The organism is Streptomyces sp. NBC_00083, assembly GCF_026343295.1.
Lineage (GTDB): Bacteria > Actinomycetota > Actinomycetes > Streptomycetales > Streptomycetaceae > Streptomyces.
In genome coordinates this window covers 1,252,378-1,271,489 of the sequence record NZ_JAPELY010000003.1, presented here as the reverse complement: position 1 = coordinate 1,271,489, position 19,112 = coordinate 1,252,378, and the positions used below count along the sequence as shown (strand labels likewise).

19 protein-coding genes are annotated in these 19,112 nt (G+C 69.4%); 8 read left to right on the top strand and 11 right to left on the bottom strand.

Annotation, left to right across the window (positions count from 1 at the left end; all coding sequences use genetic code 11):
* Positions 1-78 precede the first annotated feature (78 nt).
* A complete protein-coding gene (locus tag OOJ98_RS29590; protein ID WP_267058122.1) occupies positions 79-1,719 on the top strand; it encodes an AMP-binding protein in 1,641 nt (546 codons plus the stop codon).
* A gap of 171 nt (positions 1,720-1,890) precedes the next feature.
* On the top strand, positions 1,891-3,267 hold the full coding sequence (locus OOJ98_RS29585; protein WP_267058121.1) for a cytochrome P450: 1,377 nt from the start codon (positions 1,891-1,893) through the stop codon (positions 3,265-3,267).
* A gap of 171 nt (positions 3,268-3,438) precedes the next feature.
* Here the strand turns inward: OOJ98_RS29585 and merB are convergent, their stop codons facing one another.
* Complete coding sequence (gene merB / locus OOJ98_RS29580) at positions 3,439-4,101, bottom strand: organomercurial lyase (protein WP_267058120.1); 663 nt, start codon at positions 4,099-4,101, stop codon at positions 3,439-3,441.
* Between the two features lie 560 nt (positions 4,102-4,661).
* On the opposite strand from merB, the gene OOJ98_RS29575 reads away from it, so the two are divergent.
* On the top strand, positions 4,662-4,874 hold the full coding sequence (locus OOJ98_RS29575; RefSeq protein WP_267058119.1) for an EF-hand domain-containing protein: 213 nt from the start codon (positions 4,662-4,664) through the stop codon (positions 4,872-4,874).
* A gap of 481 nt (positions 4,875-5,355) precedes the next feature.
* Complete coding sequence (locus OOJ98_RS29570; RefSeq protein ID WP_267058118.1) at positions 5,356-5,889, top strand: hypothetical protein; 534 nt, start codon at positions 5,356-5,358, stop codon at positions 5,887-5,889.
* Positions 5,890-5,962: 73 nt separating this feature from the next.
* Here the strand turns inward: OOJ98_RS29570 and OOJ98_RS29565 are convergent, their stop codons facing one another.
* The 6 genes from OOJ98_RS29565 to OOJ98_RS29540 form a co-directional block, all read right to left on the bottom strand.
* Complete coding sequence (locus OOJ98_RS29565) at positions 5,963-6,535, bottom strand: YbhB/YbcL family Raf kinase inhibitor-like protein (RefSeq protein WP_267058117.1); 573 nt, start codon at positions 6,533-6,535, stop codon at positions 5,963-5,965.
* Positions 6,532-7,098 carry an isochorismatase family protein gene (locus OOJ98_RS29560; protein ID WP_267058116.1) on the bottom strand — a complete coding sequence of 189 codons (567 nt, stop codon included), beginning with the start codon at positions 7,096-7,098 and terminating at the stop codon, positions 6,532-6,534. Before OOJ98_RS29560 ends, OOJ98_RS29565 begins: the two co-directional genes overlap by 4 nt.
* Before the next feature lie 82 nt (positions 7,099-7,180).
* A complete protein-coding gene (locus OOJ98_RS29555; protein WP_267058115.1) occupies positions 7,181-7,330 on the bottom strand; it encodes a hypothetical protein in 150 nt (49 codons plus the stop codon).
* Between the two features lie 141 nt (positions 7,331-7,471).
* A complete protein-coding gene (locus tag OOJ98_RS29550) occupies positions 7,472-7,909 on the bottom strand; it encodes a MarR family winged helix-turn-helix transcriptional regulator (RefSeq protein ID WP_267058114.1) in 438 nt (145 codons plus the stop codon).
* Between the two features lie 385 nt (positions 7,910-8,294).
* Complete coding sequence (locus OOJ98_RS29545) at positions 8,295-10,091, bottom strand: SMI1/KNR4 family protein (RefSeq protein WP_267058113.1); 1,797 nt, start codon at positions 10,089-10,091, stop codon at positions 8,295-8,297.
* Between the two features lie 223 nt (positions 10,092-10,314).
* Positions 10,315-10,920 (bottom strand): dihydrofolate reductase family protein, encoded by a 606-nt coding sequence (locus OOJ98_RS29540; protein WP_267058112.1) that lies wholly within the window; start codon positions 10,918-10,920, stop codon positions 10,315-10,317.
* 556 nt (positions 10,921-11,476) lie between these two features.
* On the opposite strand from OOJ98_RS29540, the gene OOJ98_RS29535 reads away from it, so the two are divergent.
* Together OOJ98_RS29535 and OOJ98_RS29530 are read left to right on the top strand one after the other, a co-directional pair.
* Positions 11,477-12,193 carry a transposase gene (locus OOJ98_RS29535; RefSeq protein WP_267058111.1) on the top strand — a complete coding sequence of 239 codons (717 nt, stop codon included), beginning with the start codon at positions 11,477-11,479 and terminating at the stop codon, positions 12,191-12,193.
* On the top strand, positions 12,187-12,540 hold the full coding sequence (locus tag OOJ98_RS29530; RefSeq protein WP_267058283.1) for a transposase: 354 nt from the start codon (positions 12,187-12,189) through the stop codon (positions 12,538-12,540). Before OOJ98_RS29535 ends, OOJ98_RS29530 begins: the two co-directional genes overlap by 7 nt.
* Positions 12,541-12,548: 8 nt before the next feature.
* Here the strand turns inward: OOJ98_RS29530 and OOJ98_RS29525 are convergent, their stop codons facing one another.
* Entirely contained in the window at positions 12,549-13,046 is a 498-nt protein-coding gene (locus OOJ98_RS29525; protein WP_267058109.1) for a hypothetical protein, read from the bottom strand.
* 203 nt (positions 13,047-13,249) lie between these two features.
* On the opposite strand from OOJ98_RS29525, the gene OOJ98_RS29520 reads away from it, so the two are divergent.
* A complete protein-coding gene (locus OOJ98_RS29520; protein ID WP_267058108.1) occupies positions 13,250-14,371 on the top strand; it encodes a hypothetical protein in 1,122 nt (373 codons plus the stop codon).
* A gap of 364 nt (positions 14,372-14,735) precedes the next feature.
* Here the strand turns inward: OOJ98_RS29520 and OOJ98_RS29515 are convergent, their stop codons facing one another.
* Both OOJ98_RS29515 and OOJ98_RS29510 read right to left on the bottom strand, forming a co-directional pair.
* Positions 14,736-15,245 carry a MarR family winged helix-turn-helix transcriptional regulator gene (locus tag OOJ98_RS29515; RefSeq protein ID WP_267058107.1) on the bottom strand — a complete coding sequence of 170 codons (510 nt, stop codon included), beginning with the start codon at positions 15,243-15,245 and terminating at the stop codon, positions 14,736-14,738.
* Between the two features lie 72 nt (positions 15,246-15,317).
* The gene (locus OOJ98_RS29510; protein WP_267058106.1) at positions 15,318-17,402 is read right to left on the bottom strand and encodes an MMPL family transporter; all 2,085 of its coding nucleotides are present in this window, start codon (positions 17,400-17,402) and stop codon (positions 15,318-15,320) included.
* A 194-nt stretch (positions 17,403-17,596) separates the two neighbouring features.
* Between OOJ98_RS29510 and OOJ98_RS29505 the strand changes: the two genes are divergently transcribed.
* Positions 17,597-18,109, top strand: a complete 513-nt coding sequence (locus tag OOJ98_RS29505; protein WP_267058105.1) for a DinB family protein — start codon at positions 17,597-17,599, stop codon at positions 18,107-18,109.
* A 244-nt stretch (positions 18,110-18,353) separates the two neighbouring features.
* On the opposite strand, the gene OOJ98_RS29500 is transcribed toward OOJ98_RS29505, so the two are convergent.
* Positions 18,354-18,677, bottom strand: coding sequence for a hypothetical protein (locus OOJ98_RS29500; RefSeq protein ID WP_267058104.1), 324 nt, complete (start codon positions 18,675-18,677; stop codon positions 18,354-18,356).
* Positions 18,678-19,112: the final 435 nt, after the last annotated feature.

Genomic DNA, 19,112 nt, shown 5'->3' with positions numbered 1-19,112 from the left:
CACCGCGACTCCCGTGCGACACACCTTCTGACCAGCCCATACGTGCATTTCTGCTCGCCGTACCTCTCGGAGCCCCCCATGACCGAACCGATCATCGCCTCCGAGTCGATCACACCCTTGTCGATCGGCTCTCTGCCGGCGCTCCCCACCCAGTCCGCCACCTATTACGCGCAAGGCCAGTGGCGGCACGGGACCTTCGTGGACGATCTCCACGCGCTTGCCCGCACCGCGGCCGACCAGCCCGCGTACATCAACGTCCGTACGCTCCTTGGCGGGTCCGTGACGGTCACGTTCGGCGAACTCGCCCGTCACGTCGAGCAGTTCGCGGCGGTTCTCCGGACGCGAGGAGTGCGCCCGGGTGACGTGGTGGCCTGGCAGCTGCCGAACTGGTGGGAGTCCGGAGCCCTGTGGCTGGCGTGCGTCCGAGTGGGAGCGGTGGCGCTCTCGCTGCCGCCGGGCACCGGTGCGCGCGAGCGGGAGATCATGATGACCGGCACGCGGGCCCGCCTCTTCATCGCATCCGACCACGACGCGACCGATGGCTGTGCGGACGCGAGTGTCCTGCGCCTCGGCGAGCTGCTGCTCGATGCCGACCTGGCCGTTCCGCTGTCCGTGGCCGAACGGCCGGCCGTGCATGCCGACTCGGTGTGCCAGGTGCTGTGCACCTCGGGAACCACCGGTCGGGCCAAGGCCGTTCTGCACACGCACAACACCAGATATGCCGCTCTCCGGGCGGCGCTGCCGCACCTGCCGCAGAACGCCGTCACGGCCGCCGCTTCCACCTTGACGCATGCCATCGGACTCATCTTCAACCTGCTGTCCCCGCTCGCCACCGGACGCCCCTCGGTGTTCACCGACACCCACGACACCGCGGTCTGGTTGGATCTGCTGGCCCGGCACCGTGTGAACTGCCTCCTCGCGGCGCCGCGCACCTTGGGCGAGCTGGTCGACGCGCAGCGGGCCAAGCCGCGTGACCTGGGCGAACTGCGGCAGGTGACCAGCGTGGCCGCGCCGCTGCCCGAGCCTGTCGCCGCGCGTGTGCGCAGATTCCTGTGCCCACGGCTGGTCAGGTTCTACGGCATGACAGAGGCGGGCACGGTGATGGCGACCAGCCCGCAGGACGCGTCGGCGTCTGCCGGTCGCGGCCTCGGCCGCCCCGTGAGGGGTACGCGGCTCCGGCTGACCGAGACGGACGATCCCGGGGCCGGGCTCCTGCACGTACGCGGGCCCGGACTGTGCCGCGCCATGTTCGACCTGCGCACCTCGCGTGAGCTGTGGAGTCCGGCGCACGACGAGGGCTGGTACGACACCGGGGACCTGGTGGCGACCGATGCCGAGGGCGGTCTGCGCTACCTCTCGCGCGCCGCCGACCGCATCGGATGGGGCTATGTGATCCCGGTGGCCGAAGTGGAGAGCGAGCTGCTCGACCACCCCGGTATCGCCGAGGCCGTCATCGTCGGTGTGCCCGACGCCCAGGGTCATGAGGTCGCCTGTGCCGTCGTGGTCCCACGCGGCACGCCGCTCACCCTCGATGGCATCCGTTCCTTTCTGCGGGCCAGGAGCATGACCGAGTTCTATCTGCCGGTGCGGCTGGCCCTCGTGCCGGAACTGCCCCGTACCGCCCTCGGCAAGGTCCGCAAGGAACAGGTCCGCCGGCAGATCGGTTCGGACACCGGCGGCGGCCGGCCCTGCACGACGCCGCCGGAAAGCCGCAGGTGAGGCCGGAGCAATGCGCTCGAACGGCGCACGCGAACGGGCTGACACCGCCGGGCTGGACCGATCTCGGCAGCGCCGGCCGGCGGACGGGGCGCGCACAGCGAGGCGTTTGCGCACCCGCCCCGCGGGACAGAAAGGCCCGGTGCGAAGCCGAGTCCCATCGACGGAGCCCACATGAGCGTCTGCCTGATCGTGCTGCTGATCGTCCCGGCCGTGTTCGCCGCCACGGTGGTGACCGCTCTCACCGCCTGCCCACGTCTGGCAGCCGCCTACAGATTCCACTTGCTCACCAAGGACGACGAGCCGCCCGGCCTTCCGCCCAGACGGCTCCCCGATCACGACATCCATGGGAACCTGCTGGAAGCCCTCTTCGCCCACGAGTCCGCGAGCCACCGGGGACGGACCCACGCGCGACGAGCCATCCTGTACTTCCACCGGCCCGCCGACGAGCACCAGGAGAACATCGACACCGACCATCCCCGCTACGCGGAATCGTCCAGAGCCACGTACCGGGCTCTCGCCGTGCCGCGCGAGGACGTGGACGCGATGGCCCGCAGGTCCGTCCGCCTCGTTCTCGACGACGCCTGGCCCGCCGGTTCCACCAGCCGCGTACTGCGTCTCATGGATCTCGCCGTCCCGATGTCCGCACGGCTCATGTTCGAGCTGGCGTTCAAGTCCACTCCGACGCGGGAGCAGATCGCACTGATCTGTCGTTCCGCCCGCGATTCGATGAGGAGTTCCAAGGGCCTTCGGCACGCAAGGACCATCGAGGTCCGGCTGCGGCTCCTCAATGCCGTACGAGCCGAGGTGCGCGACCGCGACGGCTGCCCCGAAGTGTTCGGCCGTGACAGCACCCTGGACACGATGTCCCGGGCGAAGCACCTCCAGGGGGTGTTCTTCCACACCGGAGTCATCCAGCTCTCCGAAAGCGTCTGCCACACCGTGCTCGCGGCCTCCGCGCATCCCCATGCCGTCGAGCGGATCATCCGGGACGACCCCCGCTACCTCGACGACGTCCTGACGGAGGCACTGCGGCTCTACCCCTTGCACGCCACGATCCAGCGACTCGTGGTGGACGACATCCCCCTGAGCCCGACGGTGACAGTCCCCCGCGGGACCCAACTCCTGTTCGACATAGGCCGTCACCAGCGCATGGGCCACCCCGAGGCGGACGCGTTCATGCCCGAGAGATGGCAACAGCGCGACCGTCCCGGAACCGGGTTCGTGGGCTTCGGCCAAGGACGGCGCAAGTGTCCTGCCGAGCGCTTCGCCCGCACCGCGGCAGCTGCCATCGTGCGAGAACTACTGACGATCTACGCCGTGTACGCCCCCGTCCGGCACACCAGGGCACTTGAGGGAGGCGGCCTGTGCTGCCTGACGGTCCGCGGCCGGCGCGCACCCACCGGCGTGAAGCTCCTCGTCCGAACACGCGACCACGCGGAACGCATCGGCTTCTCAGCGGCACAGCTGATCTGCCTGCCCCTGACCGGCCGGGCAGTTCGACACCTGCAGCACCCCACCCAAGCCGTCCCGCCCAGCACATCGGGCTGACCCCGGCCCGGCTCTCCGAGCATCTCCCGCCTTCGAACGCGACCTCCGCCGAGAACTGACCGTCCAGATCTCTCGGCAAACAGAGCCCTTGGTAGAACGAACAGGCTGCTCGGGTGAGGGGCGCGGCATCGCTTCGCGGGAGCCACGGCCGGAGTCGCGGGACGTGAGGCCCTAGAACATGTCTGCCAGGGACTTGGCGACGGCGAAGCCCTCCTGCGCGCTCATGTAGACCACCTCCGGGTCGTTGCCGGCCAGTTGCCGGGCCGCGCCCTCGTCCGCGGTGAAGCTGACCCGGTCGCAGAACTCGGTGCGCAGGTCGTTCCCGTGGATCGGGGCCAAGGTCATCTGTGCGGTGGCGGGAACCAGGTTCTCCAGACCCTTCACCGGATCGACCGTGGCGGTGATGATCTGACGCGTGACCGGGCACACCGCGATGACATCCGTACGCCGCCCCATCACGATCGAGAACAGCATCGTGTCCTCCGCACACCAGGCGTACAGGCGCCGCTCGGACAGATCGGTGACGTAGGTGCCACCGGAGCCGGGAGTGGGACTGAACGCCATGCCGATCACGTCGCCCCGGGCATCATGCTCCAGGTGGAAGCCGGTGCGCGCCAAGCGGTCCACGGCGTCCTGCCCCGGTTGCAGAAGGTCCGCGCACAGCTCGTTGATCTCGGCGCGGGACAGCGGTGCGGGGTCCTCAAAGATCCGCGCCACGACCCGCGCCCCGACCTGGATGCGCCACAGTCCTTCGGGGTTGTTCCAGTAAGCGAGCACCTGCTCGTGGACCTCGTGGATCCGTGTGGGGCTGTTCGGGTCGGGGCGCCTGTTCATGGACCGGGGCTCTCCTCTGCGGGGTGGCTGGCGGCGGCACGGTCGGGTCCGTAAGGCGAGCATGACCGGTGCCTGGCGCGCCGCCGGGGTCGGCACACCGGACACCGCCTCGCGAGAGGGCAGGGCATCATCCTTGTCGGCCGGGCTGTGTGTGGTTTGCGGTGCAGTCCGTCGCGGTGGCTGGTCTCGGCGGCGGAAGCAACTGCCCACGCATCGCCTCGTAGTGGGCGGCATGTAAGCGCGCAGGACGCATTGCTCCATGAGAGCGCCGTAGCGGTGGCCGCACGCGTATCCCGGGAAACCCTCCTCGATGGCAGCATCCAACCGAAGGGCGTCCCGTACCCATACCTATCGGGTGAAACAGCCCGACCTGAGCTGGTATCGGCCGGGTCGTGCCACTAGCGTCCGCAGGAAGGACCCCCATACGACCGAGGGCCGGCGGGGGGACGAAAGGCAACTCGGTCCCGCACTGATCCGGACCACGCCGACACAACGGTGCGGCAGTCCGCCGCAGCAGTACAGCCCGGCCCGACACGCGACCACCGACCGAAGGAACAGCCATGGGCAAGCTCGCCGACACCGAGGTCCAGGACCTCTTCAAGAAGATCGACACCGACGGGGACGGGGAAATCCGTCTGCGGGAACTGCGGGATTACGGTCAGGCCAACGAAGGGACCATCCAGGGCACCAAGCTCGCCGACTTCGTCAAGGAAGCCGACACCGACGGCGACCGCCGGATCACCCTGGCCGAGTTCACCACCTACTTCGCCTGACCCGGCACCCGTGGCGCCGCCGGTATCCCGCCCGGCGGCGCCACGGGCATCCGTCGGACCGACGATGACATCACCCGCGCCCCTCCCCTGTCGGAGCGGCGGCCGACGGAGCTCCCCCGGCCCTTCGTATCCCGGGCCACGGGGCCGGCGAAGTGTGGTGACGCGAGCCAGCCGGGCAGGTGACACTTCGGCGCTGCGCCGACCGTGGCCCGCTCACCTGCGGTAGACCACCGTGCCCAAGCACTTCCTCACTCCCACCTACACCGACGCGGCCGGGAAACGTATCGCGGGCCACGTCCGAACCCGGGCGGCCACCGTGATTTCCTGTCCCGACCTCCCTGCCGACACACCAGACCGCTTCGCCGCGGACAGCTACCTCCCGCTGCCAGGACTGATCCCCCAACACGTACTGGACCGGCTCCTGACGGAACTCGCAGGGCTGGAAGCCGACACCAGACGACGGGACTTCACGATGGAATGCATGGGAGGCTCGCCCCGCCACATGACCACCATCGGCGGGCCCGCCCTGAACGCCCACTCCCCGCTCGTCTCCGGGCTCTACCAACAGCCCGACCTGATCAACCTGCTCCGCACAGTCACCGGACGACCCGTCGTTCCCGTACACGAAGTGACCGAGCGGCACGTCGTGAACATCCTCCACCACCCGGGCGACACCCACGGCGAGCACACGGACGACTACCCCTACGCCCTCGTCCTCTTCATCGAGGCGCCGACCGACCCCCGCGACGGCGGCCTCCTCGAATACACGCCCCACACCACCACCCTGCCGCTGCCGGCCGACCTCCCCGTGCACCGGCGCCATCACCACGCAGGCGACGCCTACCTCCTGCGCTCCGACACCACCGCCCACCGCGTCAGCCCCTTGACCCGCCCCGGCATCCGCCGCACCGTCCTCAACTTCGCCTACACCACCCCAGACCGCCAGAGCCCACGCACCCCCTCCGCCCAACTCCTCTACGACGACGAACACACCCGCGCCGACCGAGCACAGTGACCAGGCAGCGAGGCCCGGGGCGAATCTGCGGTCCGGGGCCCTCTAGTGACGTGCGGACCCACGGCGCGGGCTGTCAGCGCTCTACGGTCCCGATGAGTCGGCCTCGGGCGAGGACGGGTGCGGTGACGGACGACAGCAGGGCGCGGGGCCTCGCCCGGTCCGGAGCGGTGCCGTCGGGAGCCGCGCCGAGCGGGGCGGCCAGGGCGAAGAGCTGGAAGGAGTACTGGTGCGGCCCGTGGCCCTTGATGGGTGAGGGCCCCTTGTAGCCGCGCCCGATGAAGGAGCGCAATACCGTGACGCCGGGGGCGGGTTGTTCGGCTGCGAGGGCGCCGGGTTGCAGTTCGTGGACCGCCGGGTCGATCAGGGCAACGCAGTGCACGGCGGGCCGTGGCGTAGGAACGTCGGTGTCCTCGACGACGAGGAGGAGCTGCGCGGTGCCGGTCGGCGGGGTACTCCACGCGAGGTGCGGGGAGAGGTTCTGGCCGCCCACGTTCTTGGCGTGGTGCGCCGGGGGCATCTTGTCGCCGTGGTCGAAGTGCGTGCTGCTGACTTCCAGCAGTTGAGGGCCCTGAAGGTTGGGCAGGTTCCACGCCGCGTGCGTATCGCCCGAGCGGCGGTTCTTCAGGAGTCGTCCGAGCAGGGTCATCGTGTGGCCTCCAGCATGTCGAGGATGTTCGCGGTGGTGTCCGTTTCGCCGAGCTTCGGGAATACCCGCTCGGTGCTGTGGCGGTGCGCGACGTCGTCGCGGTCAGTCATGGCGTCGGTGGCCAATACCACGTGGTAGCCGTAGTCGTGGGCCGAGCGGGCCGTGGACTCGACGCCCGCACTGGTGGAGATGCCGGCGAGGACGACCTGGGTGACGCCCAGGTCCCGCAGGAGGGTGTCGAGCCCGGTGTCGTGGAACGCGCTGCGCCGCCGCTTGGTGATCAGGTGGTCGGTCGCCTGGACGTCGAGGTCCCCGATGAGGTCGGCCCAGCCGTCCGGAAGGGATCCGCCGCCTCCTCCTCGTCCCGCCTCGGTACGCCCGGGGGCCGACGCGATGACGTTGACCAGGACTACGGGCAGGCCGTGCCGGCGGTACCCGGCCGCCAGGTGTGCGGCCTGCTTGACGGCGTCGGCGGTGGGGTGGCCGGAGAGCACCGAGACGATGCCCTCCTGAAGGTCGATCACCACCAGCGCGCACCTGGGGTCGATCGTCGTCACAGACATGCTGGGGTTTCTCCTTCGGAGGGGCTTCGAGAGTGCCGCCCCGCCCTGGGGCAGGGGCGGCAGAGGGGAAGTGCCGGTCGCATCACTGCGGGAAGGCACGTTTCCGCGGGGCCAGAGAGCGCCTCAGACCGGTTCTTTCGTCCTGGCGTTGCCCACCGATGTGCCTCTTCGTCCGCGTCGCGTCGAAGACCACCGCGAGCGCCCCGACGATGAACGCGATGGCGATCTTCATGGCCAGTGGATCAGTACGATCCTCTGCAGGCGTCCCGCTCATCATGAAACTCGCTTTCTGCGGCCGTCCAGGTGCACATGCAATACGTCATTCGTCGGCCGGTGGCGGCGTCCTGGGCGACCATCGACCGGACTCGCGGGCTCAGATCTTCCGGGCCAGGCGCGCGAGCAGCGGCGCGGCTACCGCGAGCTGCTCGAGTTCCACCGGAGTGAAACCGTCCGCGAGCGCGTGGGTGATCTGCTCCAGGCGGGCGCCGCGCTTGTCCACCAGCGCCTGGCGGCCCGCATCCGTCAGCGACAGGAGCACGCGCCGCCCGTCCTGAGGGTCCGGGGTCCGCTCTACGAGACCGCGGACTTGGAGCCCGCTGAGCGTTGCCCCCATCGCCTGCGCGGTGATCTGCACCTTCCGCGCCAGCGCGGACGAGGCAGCCGGCCCCTCTCTGTCAAGGAGCGACAGTGCGGTCCGCTCGGGCAGTGTCAGCTCACCCTCGGCCCGCGTCTGCTGCGCCCGCCTCAGCAGCGCACCCACGCTCGTCAGCAGGGCGATCGCGATCGCTTCGGTGCTCTGCTCGCCACTCATAAGCTAAGGCTAGTTTATAAACCAGCCTTAGGGAAATGGGGGCCGTCGTCCAGAGGGATCTGCCGCTGTACTGACTGCCGCCTGTGTTAGGTGTGCTGCCGTCCTCGTTGGACTGCATAGGGGAAGGGTTGCCGGGCCTGCAGCCGGGGCCCGGGACGCGCGTACCGGCCTCGCTCACCGGGTGCGACTCCACGGCGTCGTCGCGGTGCGCATAACCGTCCATCGCCCATCCAGCACAACCCGCCGGCGACACCGGCCGATTCGTAGGCCCCCGACCGCCCGTCGGCCTCAACCAGCCACCTGGTCAACCCAGTTCAGCGTGTCGGGTGCCGGGTGGCGGGTGCCGATCAGCCCCCACGAAGCGATAGGGGTTTGCGTCGCCTGGCTAGTCGGACAGGTCAGCCGCCAGCTCGTCGCGCCAGTGGACGGACCTGCGCAGGCTCAGGACCGTTCGCGCCGCTGCGGGCAGGGGCAGCAGTAGGTACTGGCGCAGGGCCCCGGCGGCCGCGTCCCGTCCCTGCCACGCCGCGAGGTCGGCCTCGGTGACGGGGGCCGGGTCTGGCCGGTGGTCAGTCGCGTCGAGCAGTCCGCGGACGGCCCGGGTCTCCGCCCCGATGGTCCGCATCCGCAGGTCGAGGGCCCCGTCAGCCGTCAGATCCACCGGCTCGCCCCGTCCGGCCTGCTCAAGCGCCCGAGCGATCTCCGGATAGCCGTCGATTCCGGTCTCTGACGCCAGCCGTGCGAGCTGCGCCGCCACCGCGGAACGCAACCGCTCCGGCGGGGTGCGCTCCACGAGGGCGCCGAGGTCGAAGTCGCGTACGACGGTGACGGGATGGCGCACTTCCGGAACCTCGTCGAGGACCGGCAGCAGCAGCGCGCTGGCCAGCGGCACCTCCGCGTCGTCCGCCGGATCCCAGCCGATGCCGTGCTCCACCGTCAGACCTGCCAGCAGCCGCGCGTAGGCGGCCGTCGAGCCGGGCCAGGGGTCGACACCGATGCGCTGCCATTGCTGTCCGCCGGGCCCGAGCACAGGCTGGCCATCGGGCTCGGTCACGTAGTCCTCGCGCGGCGATTCGATCCGGTGGCCCGCCTCCGGCCGCTCCCTGCCGTCCTCCACGACGCTCACGCACACCTCGCGTCCCTGCTTCACGAGCCGCACCACCCGGGTTCCGCGGGACAGCCGTGCCAGTACCTCGGGACGGCCGAACTGGGCGTCACCGCCCTCCTGCGTGGCGTACGACCACCCGTCCCCGCAGGACCCGGCCCGGACCAGCGGGCGGTGCGCGGCCCACGGCGAATCCGCGGACAACCGCGCCTGCTCGCGGCTGCGCGGCCCGGCGGTCGCAGGCAGCGCGCCCAGCCGGTCCAGCAACTCCCCTGGGTCGATGCCCGCCACGAACACGACGTCCGGCTGTACGAGCGGCGCGGGCTCGGATCCGAAGAATCCGCCGCTGCCGAAGGTGATGGTGGCGTAGGTCCCGTCGGGCCGCGGGACGGGCGGGGCCGGCTCGGCTGCGGCTGGGACCTGCGGCTCGGGGACTCTGGCGGCGACGTCCAGGGCGGAGGTCGGGTCGGCGATGACCGTCCCGCCAGCGTCCCAGATCAGCCGGCCCTCGTGGGCCAGGGGCATCCGCCCGTCGAAGGGCAGGCCGTTGTCCAGGGCCGTGGCGAAGTCGGAGAGGACGTGCCGCAGTCCCGACCAAGGGGTGAAGGCCGAGCCCGATTCGTCGAAGTACCTGCCTATACGCCCGTGGTGTGGGCCGGGGCGGGTGACCTGGAAGAGTCCGTCCGAAGACTGCCATCCGATGCCCAGGGTGATCAGCAGTCGTTCGTGCGGCCAGTACGCGTACTCGTCGCGCTCCTCCTCATGGAGCTCGTCCTCCTCCTCGGCGACGTCCTCCCCGACCTCACGCAAAAACTCTGCGCTCCGGACGATCTCCTCGACTGCGGACAGCGGTCCGTAGTAATCGAGCCGGAGCGTCCCGTCCTGGAGCTCCACACCGTCGTGCCGCAGCAGCGACTCCCTCAGGTCGGGCGGAAAAGCAACCCCCAGCCGGAGCTCGGCCGCCGCGATGTCCGCCAGGAGTGCCGGTGGTCGCAGCAGCTCGTAAGTGACAGGGGCGTGACGCGCGAGCCAGTTCTCGATGCGGTCCCACGACTCGTCGACAGTGAGTGTGATCATGCCCGGCACCCTAGACGCGGGCACTGACACCCGGACCGGGGTGAGGTGTCCGCACTCCCCTCAACCCCGGCCATCCATCAGGTCACTTCATCCATCAACCAACAGGCACGCCGTCCCGCACCGCCCCGCACATGCGGCGGTTGTCAGCCACCGGCGGCCGCGGATCGGATCGGCGTTCGTCGGCGTCGGCCGTCCAGGGCGGCGGACGTGGGGCGGGGCGTCGTCAGGCAGAGCCGCCGAGCGGCGGGTGCTCAAGGATGCGGGGCTTGTACTCGACCAGCTGAATGCGGCCGTCGAAGGTGCGGTGGTCGATCATCTCAAGGGCAATGTCCGGATAGCCGTCGTAAATGCGTTCTTCACCCGTGGCCCCGGTGATCACCGGGAACATCACCACCCGGAAGCGGTCGACGAGTCCGGCACGCAGCAGGGACCGGCACAGGCTGAGGCTTCCGATCGTGCTGAGGAGCCCCGAGCCCGTGGACTTCATGGCGCGGACCGCATCGACAGCGTCCTCGCGGACGAGCGTGGAGTTGGCCCACGCCAATGGCTCCTTGAGAGAGGACGAGAACACCACCTTGGACGCGTGCGTGAGCTGGTCGACGGACGCCTCCTCCTCGGGCCTGAACTCGTCCTGCCCACCCGGAACCTCACCTCCGGCAAAGCCCGACATCAGACGGTAGGTGTTCGCTCCCATCAGGTAGGTGACCTCCGGCTGCTCGCCGAGCCATGCCAGGTACTCCGGGCCTTCAAGACCCCAGAATCCAGGCCATCCCTCTGCTGCCGCATAGCCGTCGAGAGACGTGATGAAATCGACCAGAAGCTCCGACATGGCGATGTCCCTTCTTTGGGTGTTTCACGTTTGGACCGGCCGGAAGCCACAAACTCATCGGCCGCCCTGTGGCGAGAAGCCGTCTCAAGTCATGCCAGCAGGACGCGGCGTCCGCCGCGCCGCGATCACGCCGACGACCGCGGCCGGGCGAGAACAGTGCTCGGCACGTCTTCACCACGGACAGCTTCCGGGGTGAGAATCCTCGTGAGGTCGACCGAGGTCTTGTCGCACCGCCCGGTTCAAGGCGTCTCCAGCAGGCCCAGAAGCCGGCCTGTTAGCGGCGATGAAAGCTGTGAAAGTGCGAGGTCCGCGAGGGAACCGGACGGGGAGTGGCCGAGGCCGGCCAGATGAACTGCGAGAGTGACAGCCGGCTCGGCAGAGCAGGGCGTAGGCCACAGGTATCCGCGCGGCGTGCGATTTCACCCGTCGTCTCGTGCCTTGCGGCGGGCGTGACACCAGGCGATCGCGCGCCCGATTTCCCGGCGGTGGCCTTGTTCGAAAATGGAGTCTGGTCCAACTTTTGCGATGCGCCTACTCCCTGTGACGTGGTGTCTACGTGACCGTGCTGGTCGACATCGAGACGCGCAGGCCGGTGGACCTGCTGCCGGACCGCGAGGCAGGCCCTGTCGCGGCCTGGCTGGCCGAGCACCCGGGGATCGAGGTCGTCTGCCGTGATCGAGCCCCGTTCTTCGCCGAAGGCGCCAGGATCGGGGCTCCGACCGCGGTCCAAGTCGCCGACCGGTTCCACCCGTGGCGCAACCTTGGCGAGGCGGCCGAACGGTGCGTCTCCCCGCACCGTTCGTGCCTCCGCCTGACCTTCGTCGAGTCGGTGCCGGAGAAGGCTTCGGCACGGGCACCGGCCGAGAGCGGGTCGCCATGGCCCACCGGACACCGGTGCGCCGACCGCACCCGCGCCAAGCACGCAGCCGTCCACACGCTGCTGGCCGCCGGTCACAGCCGACGCTCGATCCAGCGACAGCTCGACATGACCTACCGCACCGTCCAGGGGCTGGCGGACGCGGCGAGGCCGGAAGAGCTGTTCCAGGGCCAGCGGCAGAACCGCAGGACCAAGCTCGACGACTTCAAGCCGTACCCGCACGAGCGATGGGTCGAGGGCTGCACGAACGCCTGGACCCGCTGGGAAGAGATCAAGACCCACGGCTACACGGGCGGCTATGGAGCCGTACGCGCCTACCTCCAGCGGCTTCGCACGTCCCCGGCCCCACGGCAGCCCGTCCGCCATCCCCACGTACGGTCACCGGCTGGATCCTGACTCGCCCCGACACCCTGCCGGATAGCGAGCGCCAGAAGCTGACATCCGTCCTCGTCGGCTGCCCCGAACTCGATGCCCTCACTAGGCACGTCCGCGCGTTCGGCAAGATGCTCACTCAGCTCCAGGGTGACCAGCTACCGCAGTGGATCAAGACGGTTCGCGCCAACGACCTGCCTAGCCTCCACACGTTCGTCAACGGCCTCGCCGCCGTCACCGCCGACCTAAGACTGCCCTGGAGCTCCGGCGTCGTCGAGGGCCACGTCAACCGGATCAAAATGATCAAGCGCCAGATGTACGGGCGGGCCGGCTTCAGCCTCTTGCGGAAACGAGTCCTGATGGCATCCTGACGGGCCCGTCATGAGTCCTGTCGGAGCCGCTCCGCAGCCTGAGCAGGGGTGTCGTAGTAGCCAGGCCGGGCCAGCAGGACCGAGTTGAAGTAGTAGCCCTGTTCTTCCTCGGGTTCGTCGTCGGCTGCGAAAGGGCGCCAGAAGCTCAGGAGCAGGTCAGAGGCGATGAAGGATGCTGGGTCGTCGGGGTCTGCTTCGATCGAGGTGTACTCGCCCATCCGGTGCACCAGCTCGCGGGCCGGGATCGCGAACACGTCCAAGCCCCTGAAGAAGACTCGGTCTGTCGAAGTGGACGGCCGCCCAAGCTCAATGGCTTCGAGCATGTCTCGCGTGCAGTGAATGCTGATCATCAATCCACTGGGCCGGAAGACGTGCTGACCCGGCCGGTCGGACTCCGATACCGCGGTGAGGTCGCGGAGCGATTCCAGCGCCGTGTTGGCCGAGTACCGAGTCATACCGATCCGCAACGGGTCAACGCCGATTGACGGGGCGAGGTCGAAGTCCATGCAGGGATGATCCCAAAAAGGTCCGTCAACGAGTCACCAAGGGCCCCAGCCCCGACGGTTGCAGAGCGTGAGAGTTCCACAGGCGTTGGACCAGAATCGCAGAACGGGCAGCTCTTCGGCGGGCTCGCGCAGCGGATGAAAAACACATTGGCTGGTCCGGCGCTGAGCTGCGACGATGGGCCCGTTTCGCTTACGGAGGATGATTGTTCGTTTTCGTGTGTGCTGGCTGTGGTGCCAGGTTGACCATCCCTCTGTCTCAGGTCGCGCTGCCGGTCCACGCTCATCAGAAGTACGGGAACGGGGTCCAGCTCCCGGTGCTCATGGAGTCGGGCACGTTCGCCGTGGACCCGGAGCCCTGGGGGCCGCCGTGGCGGAGGTGGGAGGAGATCCATCCGGACGAGGCGGCCGCCCGCGGTGTCCATGCGCCGGTCTACGCCCTCTCCGACGGCGAGCGTGGCGCGATCGTCATCGCGCCAGGTGACGCCAGCGGAACGGTGCTGATCCCGGAAGAACGCGCAGGCGGCTACTGCTGCGGCCTCGACGGTTCCGACGGCCCCAACGCGGCCTGCGGGGAGTGTGCCTTGCCCGTGGCCAGTCGGATCGACGACTGCTCGCTATGGCAGGCGATGTGGCTCGCACCGAACGCTGTACGCCGCCTTCCCGTCGACGGCGCCGGTGCCTTGCCGCTTTCCTGGTCTGAGCTGATGGCGGAAGGGGAGGGCACGCCGCCGTTCGAGCCGATTGCCACATGGGGGTCGCGGATGACGGCGGGCCTCTGGTCGAACTACTGGTGGTCGTGGAGCCCGCAGTGGGAGGCGGCTGCCGGCCGGGCGCTCGCCCACCTGCTGGCAGCTTCGGAGGGCGTACCGGTGGTCGTCCCGGACGGCTTGGTCGGGGAGGTCTTCCAACGCGCGCTCGACGCCCTGTTGCCCGCGGGCCCACCCGCGCTGTGCGCCGTCCTGGCCGGACCGGGACTGCCTGCTCCCAGCGAAGACATCTCCATCCTCCTCGTGCCGGCCCATCCTCAGACCGGGAAGACCTGGGCCCCGGCCGAGCCGACGCCGTACCTGGTGCCGCTGCCGTTCGGGGTGTGGCTGTGGCTGGCCTTCCCCAAGCCAGTCCTGCCCGTCCCCGCGTCGGGCGCCCTGCCCGTCGGCGCCCTCCGTGACGACTTCGACCCGCCCGCGCCGCGTCCCCGTCACCTGTTCCGGGCCGATTTGGAAGTGTTCCGGCGCACGCTGGTCCGGCTGCCGACCGTCCGCAGCCCGTGGCTGCGCGAGATCCTCGAGAACCTCACGCACCACATGCGCAGTGGCCTCTTCTAGCCGACGGACAGGGGACTGCCGGTCACTCGCGATCGAGCCTGCGCCTTTTTGCGTTCCCTCGGTGAGGTCTACTGAGCGACGCCTAAAGCCTCGTTGCGCGACCGTTCCTTGGCAGTTCGCGCACTCGGAAGCTCTTGGCGTCACCTCACCACGAGCGTCGTGCGCTTGGTCTGTGACCCAACCTCCCAGCACTGTCAGGACAGCGGGACACGATTGGGGAGCAGGGCCTTCGACAGGACCCGAGTTCCACGCAATCGTGCATCGCCATGTCCCAGCGCAGGCCCCCTCATGCAGCCTGCGCACCGCGTGTGCGCTGGTTCAGACGCCCTCGGTCTTCAGCGCCTACAACTTTGCTAGGGACGCGTCACCGTCGAGGGGGTGATTCGAGGCGCTCTGCCTGTTCCTTGATGTGGGCGGCTGCCTGGTTCAGGAAGTTGACCACTGTGGCCAGTTCGTCTTCGCTCAGCGCTGAGGCGGCGTTCTCCACGGCACCGATCAGCGGTGTGAGGGCAGCGATGATCTCGTCGCGGGCCCGCGGGGTGGGCTTGACGACGGTGCGGCGCCGGTCGGTGTGGTGGGGGGCGCGGGTGACGTGGCCCGCTTCCTGGAGTCTGTCGACCAGGACGGTCGCCGAGGCGGAGCGGATTCCGAGGCGGTGGGCGATATCGATGGGCCCGAGTCCGTCCGGGGCCGCCAGGAGGTGTTCCATGGCGGTGACGTCGTTGGGACCGAGGCCCAGGTGGCGGGCGAGGGCGAGTTCGGCGTCCCGGTTGGCCAGCAGTACTTGGCGCAGGGCCCAGGACGCCGGCCCTCCGATCTGGGGTCCCTCCGGGGGCGTGCTCGTACGCTCCGCGCCGGTGGCTGCGTCGGCCATCTTCAACGCCGCCCTTCTGTCGACTCGACTGTCCAGAGCCGCCGGTCGGGGCCCGTGTCTGCTCTCGCGTGCCTATTGTTCCCTAGTTCGATCGCGCTCCGGTGCAGCCGGTGGGCGAGGCTGCGCGCGGCTGAGGCGGCTGGGCCACCACACGCGGCTGCCCAGGTCGTAGACGAGTCCTGGGACCAGAAGTGAGCGGACCACCACGGTGTCAAGCAGGACACCGAAGGCGACGATGAAGGCGATCTGCAGCAGGAACGCCAAGGGGATCACTCCCAGCGCGGAGAAGGTGGCGGCCAGTACGACGCCGGCAGAGGTGATGACTCCTCCCGTGGTACTCAGGCCCCGCAGTACCCCTGCCCGAGTGCCGTGTGTCCGGGATTCTTCGCGGACCCTGGTCATGAGGAAGATGTTGTAGTCGACGCCGAGCGCCACGAGGAAGACGAACCCGTACAGCGGCACCGAGGCGTCCGCTCCGTCCAGGCCGAACAGGTGGGGGAAGACCAGTGCGCTGACGCCCAGGGTGGCGGTGAAGTTGAGGATCACGGTCGCGATCAGCAACAGGGGTGCGGTGAGGGCCCGCAGCAGCAGGACGAGGATCAGAGTGATGATGGCGAGTACGACGGGGATGATGATCAGCCGGTCGCGGGCGGCAGTGTCCTGGGTGTCGAGCTGTTGCGCGGTGCGGCCGCCGACCAGCGCGTGGGCTCCCGGCACCCGGTGCACGGCCTCCCGCAGTCGCACGATGGTCTGCTGAGCGGCCCGGCTGTCGGACGGGGCGGCCAGGACGGCGTTCAGGGCGGTCCGTCGATCAGGGGTCGTGTGCGGTGTGCGGGAGACGTTGGCGACGCCAGGAGTCGCACGGACGACGGCCAGCACCCGATCCGCTTGTGCGACGTCGGTGAGGACGACGGCGGGGTCGCCCTGGCCTGCGGGGAAGTGGCTGTCGAGGACCCGCTGCGCGGTGACCGAAGGTTCCGAATGGATGAACGTCTCCTCCAGGGGCAGCCCCCGCGCGGAGAACAGCGGGAGCGCGCACGATGCAGCGAGGAGTGCTGCCAACGACCAGCCCCACACCTTGCGCGGGCTGCGCGCGATCAGCCTGGAAACCCTCTCCCAGAGACCGGAACTGGCGCTCTGTCCCGATCGGGGCCGGGCGGGCCAATAGGCTCCGGGGCCCAGCAGGACCAGGACGGCGGGCAGGAACGTCAGGGCCGCCAGTGCGGCGCAGGCAACCCCGATCGCGCCGACCGGGCCGAGCGCCTGATTGTTCGCCAGGTCGCTGAGCAGCAGCGCGAGCAGGCCCAGGGCCACGGTCGTCGCACTCGCCGCAACGGGCTCCACAGACCGGCGCCATGCCGTGCGCATCGCATCGAAACGGTTGGGCGTGTGCGTCAGCTCTTCGCGGAATCGTGCGCTGAGCAGCAGGGCGTAGTCGGTGGCCGCGCCGATGACCAGGATCGACAAGATGCCCTGGACCTGACCGTCGATTCGTACCACCCCGTGCTGGGCGAGGGCGTAGACGATGCCGCTGGCCAGGCCCAGTGCGAACACGGCACTGAGGATGACCAGGAAGGGCAGGAGCACACTGCGGTACACGGCCAGCAGGATGACGAGGACCACGCCGAGCGCCACACCCAGCAGCAGGCCGTCGATACCGGAGAAGGCATCGCCCAGATCGGCCTGGCTGGCGGCCGGGCCCGCCAGGAACACGGTGACACCCGCGACGTGCGCGGCGGAACGCAGAGAGTCGACGGCCCCTCGCAAGTCCGTACCCAGATCGGCGCGCAGCGGCAGCACCGCCTGAAGCGCCTGCCTGTCGTCCGAAGTGACCACCGGGCTGGGGGCTCCGGCCAGCGCGGGACTGCCCGCCATCTGCCCCAGCGCCTTGCGTGCCGCGCCCATCGTGCCCGCGGGCAGCGGCGCAGGAGCCGCGCTCCACACGATCACCAGCGGAAGGGCCTCCCGTGCGTCCATCTCCCTTTGCAGAGACAGGACTTGCGTCGATTCCGCACTCTGCGGCAGGAACGACGCGCCGTCATTACTGGCGACCTGCCCGAGCTTTCCGGCAAACGGGCCGAGCCCCCCGCCGATCACCAGCCAGACGACAAGGAGCAATCCGGGCAGGAGCCAACGGCGTTCGCGGAGAGCTCGCATCGGCGCAGTCACAGCATTGCCTATCGCTAGATAAACTTACTACATGTTTCCCTAGGTATATAGCGACGCATCATCTGACGCAACTGGTCAGCTGAGCCCGGCCCGGACTGGTGCCGCATCAGGCGACGTTCACCCTTCGCCCGGCGATGAGGCCCCGCCTGTCGACGGGTTTGGATACTGGCGATAATCAAGCGATGAGTGCCATCGATCGCCCCATGCCGCCCCTGAACGCCGACGAGCGCACCACGTTGGAAAGCTGGCTCGACTTTCACCGCACCACACTGGCCATGAAGTGCGAGGGGCTGGACGATGAACAGGCCGCGGTCGCGTCCGTGCCGCCGTCCGGCTTCACGTTGACCGGCCTGGTCCAGCACATGGCGGAGGTGGAGCGGAGCTGGTTCCGCCGCGTGTTCGCCGGAGAACAGGCTCCGCCCATCTACGCCCCGCAGGCCGAACCGGTCGGTCCCGACGGTGGTTTCGACGTGGCTGAAGGCGCGACCCTGAGCGACGCCCTCGCCACCTGGCACGCGGAGATCGCCCGCGCCCGTGAGAACTGCGCCGACCGCGCTCTGACCGATACGGGGCGCTTCATGGAGCAGGACGTCAGCCTGCGCTGGATCTACGTCCACATGCTCGAGGAATACGCCCGCCACAACGGCCACGCCGACCTGGTCCGGGAACGCGTCGATGGCACCACCGGCGTATAGCGCCGGACCAGGAAGCGGGAAGCCTCCTGGTCCCGTGCAAAGGCCTTGTCTCAAGTGGCGTTGTGGGAGAGGCTCGATGCGCTCCGGCACCGCCCGACGCCGGACCCTGCCATGCAGAAGGGCCGACCGGTTCAACGGTCCAGCCGTAGGCGGCCCTTCGCCACGATCGCCGGCACAGCTCCCGTTCCCGCGTTGGCAGGGGCGCGGCTGACCAAGACTGCGCAGCCCGGATCACCGCCCGGGGTCAACACCATTTGTCGGCCAGCTTGGGGGCGACGTGCCGGCAGTAGCGGCAGGTGGAGCCGGCCTCAAGGTCGTCGGTGGAGCCGCTGCACGCGGGACATGTTCCGCGTTCGCGGACGGGCCCGCGTCCGGCCGCGCAGGCAGGACAGAGGTGTGCGAGGACGTCGGGCGCGGCCGGGTAGCCCGGCAGGACCGCGGCCGCCGGACGCACGACCCAGCCGGCCTCCAGCGCCACGCTCTCGAACGACGCGCTCTCCGCCTCCGCGGGCTCCAGGTAAAGGGCGAGGCAGCCGTCACGGTCGCAGGTCAAGGCGTTGCGGATCACAGGGTCTCCTGACTCTTGCGGATGTGTCCTGGCCAGGCGCGTGCCCGATGCGCCGGGCGCCATGCGCTCGCAACGGATCCCGGCTGCTCGGTGGGCCCAGCGGTTGTGTGGGCCGCCGCGCGCCCATCGGGGCCGGCGGCCCGGCGCCGCCCACTACCGCGGGATGTCGGGGAACAAGCCGGCTTCGCGGCCGGCACGGAGGCCTGCCCGCCGAGCCCATGCACAGGCCGCAACCCCACGGTCACCTCTGCGTGCCGCGTCCGCAGCCGGAGCCTGAGGTGGTGCACACGGTCACCGGCGCCCCGCCCACAGCTAACAGGTTCACCTGCTCGAGGTGAAGGTGCGCCAGCCCTCGTCGAGGAGGTCGAAGGCACACGTGATCACAGAGCGTGGTGGTGGAGATGTCGCGGCTTCCGCGATCTCGCGGATCCCCAC